Origin of the sequence: Paenibacillus apiarius (genome assembly GCF_017052585.1) — a bacterium.
Lineage (GTDB): Bacteria > Bacillota > Bacilli > Paenibacillales > Paenibacillaceae > Paenibacillus_B > Paenibacillus_B apiarius.
Genome location: NZ_JAFFHZ010000001.1, coordinates 1,822,553 through 1,837,872 on the forward strand (window position 1 = coordinate 1,822,553; position 15,320 = coordinate 1,837,872).

12 protein-coding genes are annotated in these 15,320 nt (G+C 44.9%); all 12 read right to left on the bottom strand.

Annotated elements, in window-relative coordinates; translation table 11 throughout:
- Positions 1-355 precede the first annotated feature (355 nt).
- Positions 356-1,276: a YitT family protein gene (locus tag JSQ80_RS08420; RefSeq protein WP_087434025.1), complete on the bottom strand. Its 921-nt coding sequence runs from the start codon at positions 1,274-1,276 to the stop codon at positions 356-358.
- A gap of 206 nt (positions 1,277-1,482) precedes the next feature.
- Positions 1,483-2,599, bottom strand: a protein-coding gene (gene prfB / locus JSQ80_RS08425; protein ID WP_240463601.1) for a peptide chain release factor 2 whose coding sequence is annotated in 2 segments (ribosomal slippage) — positions 1,483-2,526 and positions 2,528-2,599 — 1,116 coding nt in all. Because the reading frame shifts where the segments join, the coding sequence is not laid out codon by codon here.
- A gap of 134 nt (positions 2,600-2,733) precedes the next feature.
- A complete protein-coding gene (gene secA, locus JSQ80_RS08430) occupies positions 2,734-5,244 on the bottom strand; it encodes a preprotein translocase subunit SecA (RefSeq protein WP_206094996.1) in 2,511 nt (836 codons plus the stop codon).
- A 385-nt stretch (positions 5,245-5,629) separates the two neighbouring features.
- Positions 5,630-6,172 (bottom strand): ribosome hibernation-promoting factor, HPF/YfiA family, encoded by a 543-nt coding sequence (gene hpf / locus JSQ80_RS08435; RefSeq protein ID WP_206094997.1) that lies wholly within the window; start codon positions 6,170-6,172, stop codon positions 5,630-5,632.
- 129 nt (positions 6,173-6,301) lie between these two features.
- On the bottom strand, positions 6,302-7,198 hold the full coding sequence (locus JSQ80_RS08440) for a sugar phosphate nucleotidyltransferase (protein WP_087434021.1): 897 nt from the start codon (positions 7,196-7,198) through the stop codon (positions 6,302-6,304).
- 31 nt (positions 7,199-7,229) lie between these two features.
- Entirely contained in the window at positions 7,230-8,651 is a 1,422-nt protein-coding gene (locus JSQ80_RS08445; RefSeq protein ID WP_240463602.1) for an ABC transporter permease subunit, read from the bottom strand.
- Positions 8,652-8,805: 154 nt separating this feature from the next.
- Entirely contained in the window at positions 8,806-9,588 is a 783-nt protein-coding gene (locus tag JSQ80_RS08450; protein ID WP_206094999.1) for an ATP-binding cassette domain-containing protein, read from the bottom strand.
- A complete protein-coding gene (locus JSQ80_RS08455) occupies positions 9,576-10,562 on the bottom strand; it encodes an extracellular solute-binding protein (RefSeq protein WP_206095000.1) in 987 nt (328 codons plus the stop codon). Before JSQ80_RS08455 ends, JSQ80_RS08450 begins: the two co-directional genes overlap by 13 nt.
- A gap of 18 nt (positions 10,563-10,580) precedes the next feature.
- Positions 10,581-12,590, bottom strand: coding sequence for a sulfatase-like hydrolase/transferase (locus tag JSQ80_RS08460; RefSeq protein WP_206095001.1), 2,010 nt, complete (start codon positions 12,588-12,590; stop codon positions 10,581-10,583).
- Between the two features lie 239 nt (positions 12,591-12,829).
- A complete protein-coding gene (locus JSQ80_RS08465) occupies positions 12,830-13,027 on the bottom strand; it encodes a cold shock domain-containing protein (protein ID WP_019424729.1) in 198 nt (65 codons plus the stop codon).
- A 126-nt stretch (positions 13,028-13,153) separates the two neighbouring features.
- Complete coding sequence (gene pseC, locus JSQ80_RS08470) at positions 13,154-14,332, bottom strand: UDP-4-amino-4,6-dideoxy-N-acetyl-beta-L-altrosamine transaminase (protein ID WP_336245717.1); 1,179 nt, start codon at positions 14,330-14,332, stop codon at positions 13,154-13,156.
- A gap of 33 nt (positions 14,333-14,365) precedes the next feature.
- Entirely contained in the window at positions 14,366-15,313 is a 948-nt protein-coding gene (locus JSQ80_RS08475; protein WP_206095002.1) for a dTDP-glucose 4,6-dehydratase, read from the bottom strand.
- Positions 15,314-15,320 lie beyond the last annotated feature (7 nt).

Here is a 15,320-nt window from a genome sequence, read left to right on the forward strand (position 1 = left end):
GGCACACGTTCTGTGTTGTCTGCTGATCACGTTGCTATATGTGAAGTCGCATTATACAATTGGAGCACTTCGTTTATTCGGTTAATCATATTGGAACTCAGACGCTTGCTGCTCCCTCCTCCCCGCCGTAACAGAAAATGCCGCTCGTAGCTTCTTCATTCCGTTGGCTATACTAGACTTCTGTCTGTGCCTCTGCTTGTACATGAAAATGAAAAAATGAGAATTGTTACCACTTGTAGTATAAACCTATTTTCCACGTGCAGACAAGGCTATTGCCAATATTACACAAATTCTACATAAACATAAAGCTCGGGTAAGCTTTACCCGAGCCTGTCACATCTATTATCGCAAGTTATCATGCTTGTATTTGAAAACCTTCACCCAGCACCTCGTTCGTATCGCTTATGATGACAAACGCTTGCGGGTCGACGGAACGGACAAGCGATTTTAGCTTATACACCTCTGTCTGCCCGACGACAACCATGAGCACAGTCCGCCCCTCGCCCGTATACCCGCCTTCCCCCTTTAACTTCGTCAAGCCGCGGTCTAGATCGTGAAGAATCGCTTCTGCCAGCTGATCCGCCTCTTGACTAATAATGAAAGCCACCTTCGTATAGCCAAGGCCGACCTGAACGATGTCGATCATCTTACTGGTAACGAATAAAGCAATCAACGCATACATGGCGCTTTCGAAGGACAATAGCACCCCTGCCAAAATAATGATGACTCCATCGCAAATCGCAACCGACAGGGACAGGTTAATCTTCCCGAATGTATGCAGAAGCTGCGCCGAAATCGCATTCCCCCCTGTCGAGCCGCGTCCACGGAACACAATCCCGAGGCCAATGCCTAGGCCGATCCCGCCAAAAATGGCCGCCAGCAGCGGATTATCTGTCACCGGTTCGATATGGGCCGTCAAGAAAATAAACGTCGGCAACGCAACCGACCCCACGAAGGTGCGGATGCCGAATTGCTTCCCCAGCAAGGAGACACCGATAATAAACAACGGAATATTGAATGCATATTGCGTAATCGCCGGATTCCAACCGAATTGATGCTGAAGAACAATGGATAACCCGGAAATTCCCCCGGAAGCAATCTGATTCGGCAGCAGCAACGCATTGAAGGTTAACGCCATAATGAAGGCGCCCACGAACAGCAGCACGTAATCGAGCACTGTGCGCATCGGATGATCGTAAGGTATTAGCATGCCGCCGCGCCGCGCTCTTTGGGATGAACGGGATGATGATTTCGAAGCATATGATGAGTTAGACATACATGGTTTCTCTCCTTTATCGGTAGACCTCTCTATACAATGGACAAGCTTGTACGAAGTTGCCCTGCTCCTATTACAAGGGGTAACATTGGCTGATCCGAATTGTATAGTATGCGCAGCCTATGTTAAGGTAAAGCGTTCAAGTACAGCAAAAAACCTGCTCCGATCGAAATCGGCGCAGGTTTTGCTGTCGGTGTTGCTGCAAGTTAATTTTCAGACGATGGTTGTATTAAAGTTCGTAAATAGGCTTCAATGAACGCATCCAAATCGCCGTCCATGACAGCGCCGACATTCCCGGTCTCCACCTGCGTCCGGTGGTCCTTCACCATGCTGTACGGATGGAACACGTAGGAGCGAATCTGGCTGCCCCAGGCAATGTCCATCTGCTCGCCGCGGATTTCAGCAAGCTGCTGCCGCTGCTCTTCAATCTTGCGTTCGTACAATTTAGAACGAAGCAAGGTCATTGCCCGATCGCGGTTTTTAATCTGCGACCGCTCGGTCTGGCACGTAACGACGATTCCGGTCGGAATGTGCGTAATCCGCACGGCGGAATCGGTCGTGTTAATATGCTGGCCGCCCGCGCCGCTGGCACGGTACGTATCTATCTTCAAATCTTCCGTACGAATCTCGATGTCGATATCGTCCGTAATTTCCGGTACGACATCGCAAGATACGAAGGATGTGTGGCGCCGGCCGGATGAATCGAATGGGGAAATCCGCACCAGACGGTGGACCCCCTTTTCCGTCTTCAAATAGCCATACGCGTTGTAGCCTTTAATTAGCAGCGTCACGCTCTTAATGCCCGCTTCATCGCCTGGCAAAAAGTCGAGCACCTCGACCTTGAAGCCGTGTTTCTCCGCCCAGCGCGTGTACATGCGCAGCAGCATCTGCCCCCAGTCCTGCGACTCGGTGCCGCCCGCGCCCGGATGGAGCTCCAGGATAGCGTTGAACTTATCATATGGCTCGCTCAACAAGAGCTGCAGCTCGAAATTTTCCACGCGAGTGAGAATCTGTTCCACATTCGCCGTCAATTCGCTTGCCAAGGACTCATCGTCCTCTTCCTCCGCCAGCTCAACCATCATCTGCGCGTCTTCATAATCCTGCATCAGCTTCTGAAATTCTTCCACGCTGCCCTTAACGGCATTTAACTCGGAAATAATGCCCTGCGCCCGCTCATTATCGTCCCAGAAGTCGGGAGCCGACATTTTCTCCTCGTAGTTGGAAATCATCTCTTGCTTCAGATCGAGGTCAAAGTGACCCCCTAAGATTTGTAAGTTTCGCGGCGATGTCTCGCAAATTATGGCGTACGGTTGCATCGATCATCGTAATTCACCTCGGTCCATAGTGTCTCCCCAAATAACGGGCGGCTAAGGCCGCCCGTCGCTGGAGTTGTATAAGTCGTGACGGACACGATACCGTCACTTGGCTAGCTAGTATTTGCCTAAAGCTTCGCGGCCTTAACCTTGCTTGCCATGGCACTGCTTATATTTCTTGCCGCTGCCGCACGGACAAGGGTCGTTGCGGCCGACGGTTTCTTCTTTCGTTACCGGGCGCTTCTCGCCTGGTTCCGCATTTGTTGACATTTTGCTCTCGTCCACAACGGCTTGACGTTCCACATTTTGCTCAACTTGAGCCTTCATGATGTATGTCGATACTTCCTCTTGAATCGAAGCGACCATGCTATTGAACATTTCATAGCCTTCGAATTGATACTCGCGGAGAGGATCTGTACCGCCATATGCGCGCAAGTGAATCCCTTGACGCAGGTGATCCATCGCATCGATGTGATCCATCCACTTGGAGTCGACCGCACGGAGAACGACGACTTTCTCGAACTCGCGTACCAGCTCAGGCCCGATGCGCTCCTCGCGCTCCGTATATTTAGCCAGCACCTTGTCAAAGAGGAACTCGATAATCTCGTCCTTCTCTTTGCCCCACAGGTCATCCTTCGTAATGGCTCCTTCATCCAGCATGCTGCGGTGCATGTAATCAACGACCTCTTGCAATTCCCAGTTCTCAGGAATGTCGTCTTCGTTGCAATGCGCGCTGACTACGCGTTCCACGCACGGCTGAATCATATCCATAACAATTTGCCGGATATTTTCCGCTTCCAGCACTTCACGGCGCTGGCGGTAAATGATTTCGCGCTGCTGGTTCATGACGTCGTCATATTGCAGGACGACTTTGCGCAGGTCGAAGTTGTTGCCCTCGACGCGCTTCTGAGCAGACTCAACGGCACGCGTGATGAGCTTGGATTCAATCGGTTGGTCCTCTTCAAATCCAAGGCGTTCCATCATGCCAAGCACGTTGTCCGCACCGAACCGGCGCATCAGCTCGTCTTCAAGCGACAGATAGAACTGCGAAGAACCCGGGTCACCCTGACGGCCGGCACGGCCGCGCAGCTGGTTATCGATACGACGGCTTTCGTGACGCTCCGTACCGATGATATGCAGGCCGCCTACATTAGATACGCCCTCGCCCAAAATAATATCCGTACCGCGTCCCGCCATGTTCGTCGCAATCGTAACCTGATTCGGTTCACCCGCGCGCGAAATGATTTCCGCTTCTTCACGGTGAAACTTCGCATTCAGCACTTGGTGCTTAATGCCTTTTTTGCGCAGCTTGTCGGACAGCAGCTCAGAGTTCTCGATCGATACCGTACCGACGAGCACCGGCTGTTGCTCCTTATGACGCTGCACAATCTCTTCCACGACCGCGTTGAATTTCGCGTTCGCCGTCTTGTAGACGACATCCGGGAAGTCTTTGCGTTGATTTGGTTTATTCGTAGGGATTTGGATAACTTCCAACCCATAAATGCTCTTGAATTCCTCTTCCTCTGTCTTAGCCGTACCGGTCATGCCGGCCAGCTTGCGGTACATCCGGAAGTAGTTCTGGAACGTAATCGTCGCGAGCGTCATGCTCTCGTTCTGAACTTCGAGCTGCTCTTTTGCTTCGATCGCTTGATGCAAGCCGTCGCTGTAGCGGCGTCCCGCCATCATGCGGCCCGTAAATTCGTCAACGATGACAATCTCGCCTTCGTTCACGACATAATCGACGTCACGGCGCATAATCGCATGTGCTTTCAACGCTTGCTGAACATGGTGGTTCATCGTTACGTTCTTCACATCGAACAAGTTCTCGATACCAAGGACTTTCTCGGCCTTGGACACCCCTGCTTCCGTCAAAGCAACTTGACGGGTTTTGACGTCAATCGTATAGTCTTCTTCTTGTCTCAACAGTTGAGCCAACGTATCCGCAATATGGTACAATTCCGTCGATTTCGCTGCTTGTCCGGAAATGATGAGCGGCGTACGCGCTTCGTCAACGAGGATGGAGTCCACTTCATCGATAATGGCGAAGTTGAGCGGACGTTGAACCATCTGCTCCTTGTATAGCACCATATTGTCACGCAGGTAGTCAAAGCCATACTCGTTGTTCGTTCCGTACGTAATGTCGCAGGCATACGCTTCTTGCTTCATCGCATGGTCCATACCCGCTAAGTTCAAACCAACCGTCATACCCAAGAAGTTGTATATCTGGGCCATCAATTCGCTGTCGCGGGAAGCCAAATAATCGTTGACCGTAACGACGTGCACGCCTTTGCTTGCCAACGCGTTCAAATAGACAGGCAGCGTTCCGACGAGCGTCTTCCCCTCACCTGTCTTCATCTCTGCAATCTTACCTTCATGAAGCACCATACCGCCCAGGAGCTGCACGTCATAGTGACGCATGCCCAGCGTACGCTTCGCCGCTTCACGCACTGTTGCAAACGCCTCTGGAAGCAACTGATCGAGCGTATCGCCTTTTTCCAAGCGCTCACGGAATTCATCTGTCTTCGCGCGCAGTTGATCATCAGACAACTTTTCAAATTCCGGTTCCATACCATTGATAAGCTCCACGGTCTTCATTAACCGCTTCACTTCGCGTTCATTGGCGTCGCCGAATATCTTCTTCACAATTCCTAGCATGGTTAACCCCTTTCACGCAAATCCGATCGTGATTTTATGGCCGCTCCCCCTCAGGTCGATCTGTAGAGAAAGAACGGTGACATTGACTTGTTTTGCAATAAATTGTAACAGTTTCAACAAGGTCCCGCAACCGCCGTCAGGCAAGTTTTCAGACGTTTTGCGTACATTTTCATGTCGATACAGCATTATAGTGGGAGTCCTATTGATTTCGTAAATGATGTAGAACTTTCATAATCCTTTATGAGTCGTGTTCAAAAACCACTTTTTTTCACTACCTCTATTATACGCGAAAAGAGCCCATTCCGTTGTGGAATTAGGCTCAGTCCTTTTTTGGTATCAGGTGCAGTCTCTGCTAATTGTTGATTACAGAGGTTCTGTCCCGTTCTTAGCCTTGTTCTATTAGCCCGTAGCGGCCGTCGTTCCGACGGTACACCACGTTCACTTCTTTACTCTCCGCATTGGAGAACACGAAGAAATTATGTCCTATCATATTCATCTGCAGGATAGCTTCTTCCACGTCCATCGGCTTCAACGTAAATCGCTTCGTCCGCACGACTTCCAGCATATCCTCTTCACCCGCAGGAAGCTGAGTCACTTCGTCGCTGAACAGATGGTCTGTGCTTCCCGATAGGCGGAATTTCCGGTTCACCTTCGTCTTATGCTTGCGAATTTGCCGTTCCAGCTTATCCACGACGGAATCGATCGAAGAATACATATCCTTGCTGCGGTGTTCCGCACGCAGAAGCAAGCCAGTTAGCGGAATGGTTACTTCAACTATGTGTAAATCACGAATCACGCTCAACGTTACGCTAACGTCTGAGGTAGGGGGAGTTTCAAAATACCGTTCCAGTCGACTTAATTTCTTCTCGACATAGTCAAGTAGCGCGTCTGTAACTTCAATGTTCTGACCTCGAACTTTATAATTCATAGGACACTCCTCCTTTGATGTCTATATTATAACATATATTTGGGCACGGAACGAAAAAAACGGTTACAATTCGTTTACAATTCCGTATCCTTTAGTACCCTTGTCCGGAGGGGGTGAAACAGTGCCGACTCAATTATGTGCCAGAGTTATTCTCCTCTGTAACAATTCCTCTGCCGCATGAAAATCATCTATTGTATCAATCTCTACAATATCCCCAACTTCACAAGATCTGACATAAACATTATAGTTTTGATTGTATAAATTCGTCGGGATTTCATCCCAATAGCGCTGTTTGGCGCTATCTGATTGTATTTCCTTGATAATGTCCTGCTTCAATTGCTTGCCTGCTTTCTCGTCCCAGTAAGAGACCCCATACATCAAGTAACAATTCTCGCCGCCTAATTTCATTGAGGCAACTCTTCCGCCTTCAAGTTCCAAACACCAATCATCCGTTTCCTTTTTGAAGATGCCTGCATAATTGCAGTGATATTGGTATTTCTGTATGATATTCTTATTCGTCAACAAAATATCACCATCGAAAATATACGTATTTTCAAGATAATCTTTCGCCAAGTAAGCGGAATAAATATTATTGTATTCTTCATATTTGTCATTATCTATAAAGATGATATGGGGATACTTCTCTAATAGGAAGTCGAATTTTTCCTTGAGGTATCCTCTTACGATCACTACTTCCCGAATGCCAATATTGTGAACCGTCTCCAACATGTCTTCGATCATGCTTTTTCCGTTGACCTCCACTAGGGACTTAGGTCTGTCTTTCGTTAATGGATAAAGTCTGGTGCCCATGCCTGCAACTATGAAGACGGCACGCTTCACTCTGTACATTTCCAATACATCCAAGCCTTTTTCCGTAATCATAATGGTATCGTCATCATGAAGGCTTACCCACCGTGCTGCGGTCAGTTGATTGAGCATGCTTTGATCGATTTCGTTTTTCGGGAGTCCCGCATCTCGATTTTGTTCAAGCTGCATGATTATGTCGAATTGTTCTTTCGTTAACATTTTTATCGCTCTTTTCTCCGCTCGTATTTGTTTAAAATAAATACTTTCTAAAAAGTGAAGCAATCCATTTAAAAACTAGATTCACGCACAATATCAGCAGCACAACGACGGACGCTTCTTCAAACAGCAGCTGCGCCTCGTATTGGTTAATCATTAAGGCGATGGTCATATTTTTCGTATTGCTCAAAAATGCGACTGCGGATATCGTTACCATTGAATTGATAAAGAAAAAGCTGAACATGTTCATGATGGTAGCACTTGTGCTAGGTGCCAATATGTCTTTTATATACTTCAGTTGTTTAATTCCCATCGTATTAGCCGCTTGTTCCAATTCCCCGGGAATTTTATTTTGGCTGTTGTAGGCCAGTAAGTACGGGGTTGAAAAGAAATGCATGATATTTACCAAAATAATGATGTATGCCGTTCCGTATATCGGCGTAAAGCTGAAAAATTGGATATAGCCTAATCCAAGCACGATCCCTGGGATGACTAATGGAAATACAGCCAAGGAATAGATTGTCCTTGCCATAAATTTATTGGGCAATCTAATACTGACATATGCGATAAGGTAAGCTGCTGCGGTGCCTATTAAGGCAGTTGATAATGAGATGACAAGGGAATTATAGATTGCATTTCCTGCTCCCCCATAGACGACAGCTTGTAAATGTTTCAATGAAAACGTCATATTAGTGGGATATTGTTCAACAAGCCCGATTCCGATATAAGAAATAACGGGCATTAGGGCAATAAGAGCTGCTATCGCACATATAGCGGTATACAATATGTCTCTTGCTTTATTCCTTGTTGCCGTATACACAGGACTGTTCACTTGATCCAGTTCTACATTGTTTATCTTTCGGCTCAGCAGAAAGGTTATAATCGCTGGTATTAAGAGCAGAATGGCTATAAACCCGCCTTTTGAGAAGTCCAGCAGCCCGATTACTTCACGGTATAACAGAACAGGCAGGGTATTCGCTTTTCCGCCTATGGCCAACGCCACGCCATAATCGGTGAATACAATCGTAAATACGGTTGAAGCAACGATCAACAACTGTTTTTTTATCAATCCCAATGTGATGTCAAAAAACACTTTGGCCTTTGGAATGCCCAATGCCCTGCATGCATCATAAACTCCGGTATCCATGTATTTTAAAATATCGGAAAACATTAAGAATGCTATAGGAAGTGCATAAATAACGCTTCCGAAGACGATCCCTTTAATGCCATACAAATTAATGTTAATGCCAACTGCCTGAGTAATAAGCCCGTTGTCTCCAAATAAATTGATCAGGCCAAATCCGTGTGCTATGGAAGGCACCAGCATGGGGAGAATAAACAGCGCCCGCCAAACTTTCTTGCCTTTTATATTGCTTCTGTCAATCATATAGGCCAAGCTAAAAGCCAAGATTACACTGATAAGAGTAGTGCATGCGGCTACGATAACCGAATTCAACAGACTCTCCAGGAATAACGGGTCGCTGAAAACCTCTGCAACCGTAGTCCAATCGACATTAAGAAACGAGTACGCTATCGGTAATATGATGCTGATGAAAAAAAAGCTTAATATAAGAACAATAACGTAGGGGCTAAATAATACTTGCCTATTTCTATTCATATAAATCTCCAACGAGCTGCTGCATGCTATTGAATCGTTTACGCAAATTGACATTAACAAACTCTTCGATGTACTTGCTTCTAGGCGTCTTGCAAATATTGAACGGCGTATCCAACTGTTCGATTCTGCCTTTGTTCAGCACCAATACCCGGTCTGAGATGCTGAGCGCCTCTTCTTGATCGTGAGTCACATACAATATGGTTACCTGAAATGTTTTTTGAAGTTCTTTAAATTCGGCGCTAAGCTTCATCCGATTGCTTGCATCCAATGCGGCCAATGCTTCATCGAACAGTAGGATGTCCGGTTCAAGCGCCAATGTTCGCGCGATAGCTACGCGTTGCTTCTGGCCTCCGGAAAGCTGGTTGGGCATCTTATCCTTATGCTCAATCAGGCCCATCTTGGCCAATAGGTTCAGAGCGGTTTGTTCAGCCTCTTTTTCCTTTTTTTTGTTCGCTCTCAATGGATACATGATGTTCTCAATCGCATTCATATGCGGGAACAGCGCGTAGTTCTGGAACACCATTCCAATCCCTCGTTCATAGGGCTGCAGTTGGTCTATTTTATTACCGTCTTTCCAGATTTCTCCGCTGCTTTGCCTCTCAAGTCCGATCAAAATTTTAAGCAATGTCGTCTTTCCGCTCCCGGAATCACCCAATATGCTCAAAAATTCTCCTTCATTAATAGTAAAGTCGAGATCCTTTAATATCGGATTTCCTTCAAATTGTTTATTCAATTTATGAACGGCTATTTTGGGCAGTGCGTTCAATATTTCCACTTCCTTAGTAAATCCTGCTTAATCGCAGCTGATTTTAATCCCTTCATGTTTCCATACTTGATATGCCTCGGGTAGTGCGGCACTTTAATACATTGTCTCTTGAACACACGTTCCGGGGAATAGTTTTCTTTATCGTAGAATGTAAACTTTCTATATAAAAAGTCAAATACTTGCGCTACTTCAGGCCTGTCCGTCCGGTTCTGTATCATTGCAATACCGGAGAGTGAATAAGGCGCGCCTTCTGGCGGATAAATAATTTGCAAATCTGCGCCTTTGTTGATCTCATCCACAGCCTGATATATCATTCCCATGCCAATCGCTATCTCATTCTGGAGAAGTAGTTTGATAGGACCCGAACCAGACGCTGTATATTGCTTAATATTAGAATGAAGCTTGTCAAAATACTCAAAGGCCCGCTCCTCTCCCCACTCATTAACGATATGCTTCAGAAAAAAATAACCTGTCCCGGACGACTTGGGGTCTGGCATAGCTATCAAATCTTTATATATGGGATTGGTTAAATCTTCGTAACTGGCAGGAATCGGCATATTCATTTTATTCAGCAAATTTTTATTTACAATGATGGCGCCCGCGAATCTTTCCCATATTCTATATTTGTTATGTTTTGGATTTAATCCATCCAAATAGTGCCTTGTATCGTAGATCTTCAAATCATTCAATTCATCTTTGATTAGCTCCAGGCTTTGAATATCAAAAGCCAATAAAATATCAGCGTCAGTTCTGCTTTTTTCCAATTTAATTTTGGCTGCGCCTTTATTCATTGAAATGTATTGTATGGTTACGTCAATGTCAGGCAATTGTTCCCGCAGCATTTCCCTTAGCTTTTCATTGCGGAACTCTTCTAACGAAGAGTAGATGACGACCCCGTCGTTAACTTTTCCAATACCGGCTAATCCTGCTACGCAGATCATTAACATACATACCAGTACCCATTTCCTTACTCGATTCGCCATTTTGTCACCTTAACCGTTCTATACATAGATCCTGCGGTACTTCATGTGCTCATGAACGATTTCAATACACTTTTCCGTAAGAGAATGATTCTCAATAAGTTGTCTGGTATGCTTGTCAACCAATTTCACGGTGAACTTCTCCATATTGACACTGCCGTCTTGCAATACCTTCTCTTCGGTCTCATAATAGAAAGCCGCTTCTTTTGTATGAATGCTCGCCTTATAAGAATCTCCCGGAAAAATAGATTCACTATACGTATACTCTCTTTCACGTTCTCCGCCAAAGCATTTAGGCAGATTCGTATCAGCATCCGTGGCATCAATCTCAATATTAGCCAACTTGCACAGTATGCTCATCAGATCCAAGCCTTGAATCAGTTCATCTGACTCTCCAGCCTTTACATTGCGGCCTCTAAACATAAAAGGAACCTTGACTCTCTCTTCGCATAACATATGCTCTCCGGTTGGCACAAGATAACCTTGCCCATGATCGGATATAAGTGCGACGGTAACCCGCTCCATATCAAAGTTTTGCTCCAAATAGCTGTACAGCATTCCTAAATAACGATCAATTCTTTGGAGTTGCTTGGTATAACGGGTTGTTTTATCAATGCTGTAATCCTGTCTAACACTGGTCTTTCCTTGTAAATGCTGTTGATTATGAGGCTTCTCTTCCATGGTTTCATTAACTTGCACCGAAATCGTGCTTTGGTAACCGTCTGCAACATCATGCAAATCCGGCAAGCAGGTCCATACAAATTGGTTCGTTCCTTTGAAGGCTTCCAGATGTTCTATCACTTCTTGAATGGCATCGGGTGTATCCATTCCTCTCAATGATGGTTGGTAAACAATGCGGTCAAATCCTCTATAATATCCGTACATCGGCGTACTGCGCCAATCACCATCTATCTTCGCAGTAGTGAACCCGGCATCTTTGAAATGCTCCGATAATATTTTATTCTCTTTAGGTAAAGTCGTATTTTTATTTGGATGGAACATATTATGGCTAGCCGTATATTTTCCGGAATAAAAACTGGCCATGTTCACATACGTCCATTCACCTGACACGTAGACATTGCTGCACAACATGCCATCTTTAAAGAAACGTTGCGTATTAGGCATCAGTTCGTTTAATCCGTATTGTTCCAAGACGGTTTGCGACAATCCATCCACAAAAATGGTTAGTACTAAACCTTCCTTGCTATTATCTTTTGCCAGACTAATAGGTTCCCCTAAGATCACGTTATCATCTTTCATTATTTCCATCATTGAGTTTAATTTAAAATGATACCATCTATTTGGATACTTCAAATCAAAGACATGTCTGTTCTCGCCGTCTTTGACTCTAAATTCACCATTTATATTTTGAGTTGCGACAGGCAGCACAAACTCTCCAACTTTGGGTACTTGCCCCATTCCAATCTTGCACATTTCTACTTTATTAAATGATCGGAGCGGCAGCATATTTATACCGTCTCTCTCTATTTTCATGCCGTCATACAATCCTATGTAATATCCTCCCAGCTCTTCTCCTATTAATAGGTCTTCTCCTCGAGCAGGAAAGTTAGAATACGAATCCATTGTATCCTTTTCGACTTCTTTGCTTACTTGCTTGAATCCTTCCAGCTGCCGTTTCAGATCCTCAATATCAACACATTCCTCCTTTATTTGTTGTATCATGCTATCTAAAGCTTGTTGTACGGCATTTCTTTGAATGTCACTTTCTGTCAGACTATTGGCTATATTAAAATGTTTCCATGCCAACTCTCTTTTTTCTTGCGCTTGGTACACCATGGCTGCATTGTAATGAAGATCAAAACTAATTGGTCTTTTCGTCAATGCGCTTTTCAAAACTTGCTCCGCTTTTTCGTATTCCCCTAATATAAAGTAGTAGTTCGCCTTAAGCGAATACATATCGAGATCGTAAGGCATCGCAGCTTCGTAAGTAGTGATCAGCTCTCCAGCCTGATTTATATTTCCTAGTGACAATAATTTTCGTATTTCTTCTTTGCTCTTAGAATATTCCATTTTAATGCCTCTCCTTTATTTGATGAAATGCAATACCATTCTTGCTTGAACGGCAATATTGCCAGAGTTATTGTCCAAGTGTTTTTCTACCATAGTATAATTATCGTTTAATTGCGTTGACATTATGAATGAAAATAATGTAAAAACCAAAAAAAATAAAAATAAAAATAACCCCCGGCTATAAGCCAGGGGTGTGGAGCTAATCGGAATCATATATAATTCGGCTCACGCCGGAATGATTACAATTTGATTACGTTAGCCGCTTGTGGACCGCGAGCGCCTTCCACAATATCGAATTCTACTGCTTGACCTTCCTCCAACGTTTTGAAGCCGTCTGTTTGGATTGCGGAGAAGTGAACGAATACGTCGTTTCCTTCTGCAGTTTCGATAAAGCCATAACCCTTCTCAGCGTTAAACCATTTTACTTTACCTTGCATGTCGATAACATTCCCTTCATCTTCAAATGCCGTGAAGATTATCCTTCACAATTTCGACTATATCACTGGCTGGAAGCGTTGTCAATCAAAATAATCCATTAATTTATTTCCTTTAACATCTTACTTTTATTTTATAAATTGATTGTATATCTTTTGCACAGTGAAAATAACTCTGTTAACGTCTTCGTCAGCCATTTTGGGGAAAATTGGAATGGACATGGCTGTCTGATAGTATACTTCCGAATTTGGGCAAAGTTCCATATCATATCCAAGCCTTTGATAATAAGGTTGCTTGTACACCGGTATGTAGTGAATCTGTACCCCTATACCTTCTTGCCGGAGCGCATCAAATATTTCCCGACGGCTCGCCAAGAAGTATTCCGGTTCCCAACGTATCACATAAAGATGCCAGCTGGATCCCGCGTCTTTGTGGTGTCGTGGAATAACTACTCCATCCAGTTTTCCGAATGCTTCATTATATTGGGCAGCAATCTGTCTGCGTCGTTCCACAAATTGATCCAACTTATTCAACTGTGAAAACCCAAGCGCTGCCTGCATATCCGTCATTCGATAATTATAGCCAAGTTCATGCATTTCGTAGTACCACGGGCCATCATTACGCGTCCACTCTTCCGGATTTCGGGTCATGCCATGATTACGGAATAACTGCAAGCGCCGATAGAATCGTTCATCATTTGTTACGATGATTCCGCCCTCGCCGGTCGTGATATGCTTAACCGGGTGGAAGCTGAACATCGTCATATCTGCCCATGCGCCTACTTTAACTCCTTTGAATTCGGCCCCTAATGAGTGGGCAGCATCCTGAATAACCGTCAATCCTTTACGTTTTGCCAAGTCCATAATCCGATCCATTTCGGCTGGCTGCCCCGAAAAATCAACTGGAATGATCGCTTTTGTTCGATTTGTTATTAATCTTTCAATTTCATCTGGATTAATGTTATACGTGTCTTTATCAATATCCGCGAATACTGGCTTACCGCCCTGATACAATACACAATTGGAACTCGCAATAAATGTAATCGGTGACGTAATGACCTCGTCACCAGGACCAATGTCGGCAGCAAAACACGCACCATGCAGCGCTGCCGTTCCATTCGTAAAAGCGACAGCATAACGTGTACCGACGATGTTCGCTATTCGTGCTTCAAATTGTTCGATAGCAGGCCCTTGCGTAATAAATGGGCTTCTGAGCGTCATGACAACCGCTTCAATGTCGTCTTCATCAATCCACTGCTGTCCATAAGGGATAAATGCCTCTAGGCTGCCTTCACTTGTTTTCGCCACTATTTATGCGCCCCCTAATGCTGCTTGCACCAATTATATGAGATTCGTTGTTTGAATCCACTCTTGAGTAAGTCGAATACCTTCCTCCAGCGAAACCATTGGTTCCCAATCCAACAAATGCTTGGCTTTTTCCGAATTGCATAACAGCTTTGCAATTTCGCTTTGCGGATGAATATGTTCTACATGGCGTATTTGATCCGGATTTCCAGCGATCAGCAACGCCAACTCATTTACTGAAATGTCTCGTCCCAATCCTGCATTAACAATTTCACCATTTACTTTATCACTATAGCCAGCCTGCACCACAAACCGCGCACAGTCAGAAACATATAAGAGATCGCGAGTCTGCTTGCCATCGCCGTATATGTTGAGTGTGTTGCCATTCAGCTTTTGCTTAATAAAGATGGCAACTACCCCGCCTTCGCCGCCAGTCTTTTGATAGGGACCGTAGGTATTGAAGGGACGAACAACGACTACCGGCAGCCCGTATGCATGGTAATAGGACAAAACCATGTTTTCAGCTGCGATTTTCGCTCCTGCATAAGGTGACGCCGGCTTTATCGGATGCAGTTCAGTTATACCCCGTTCATCCGCACAACGATCATAAACCATGCACGTGCTCATAAAAACAAACTTAGTATTGTACTTTCTGGACTGTTCTAATAAGTAGAATGTGCCTATTGTATCATTGTTAAAGGTCGTTTGAGGATCATCAATTGAATCTTGCACATTAATGGAAGCTCCTAAATGATAACACATTTCAAACTGATATTTATTAAATAAACTCTCCAATAGCTCTCTATCTAAGATAGTCCCTTTTATAAATTGCTTGAAGCCAAGATGGTTGCGAAACTCCCTGATATTTTCTTCGCTCCCATTAGACAAATCATCAAGAATCCAAATCTGATGCCCGTCTTCAAGAAGCTGTTTGGCGACCCAACGGCCAATGAATCCGGCTCCGCCAGTAAGTAAGATATTCATTCTTATC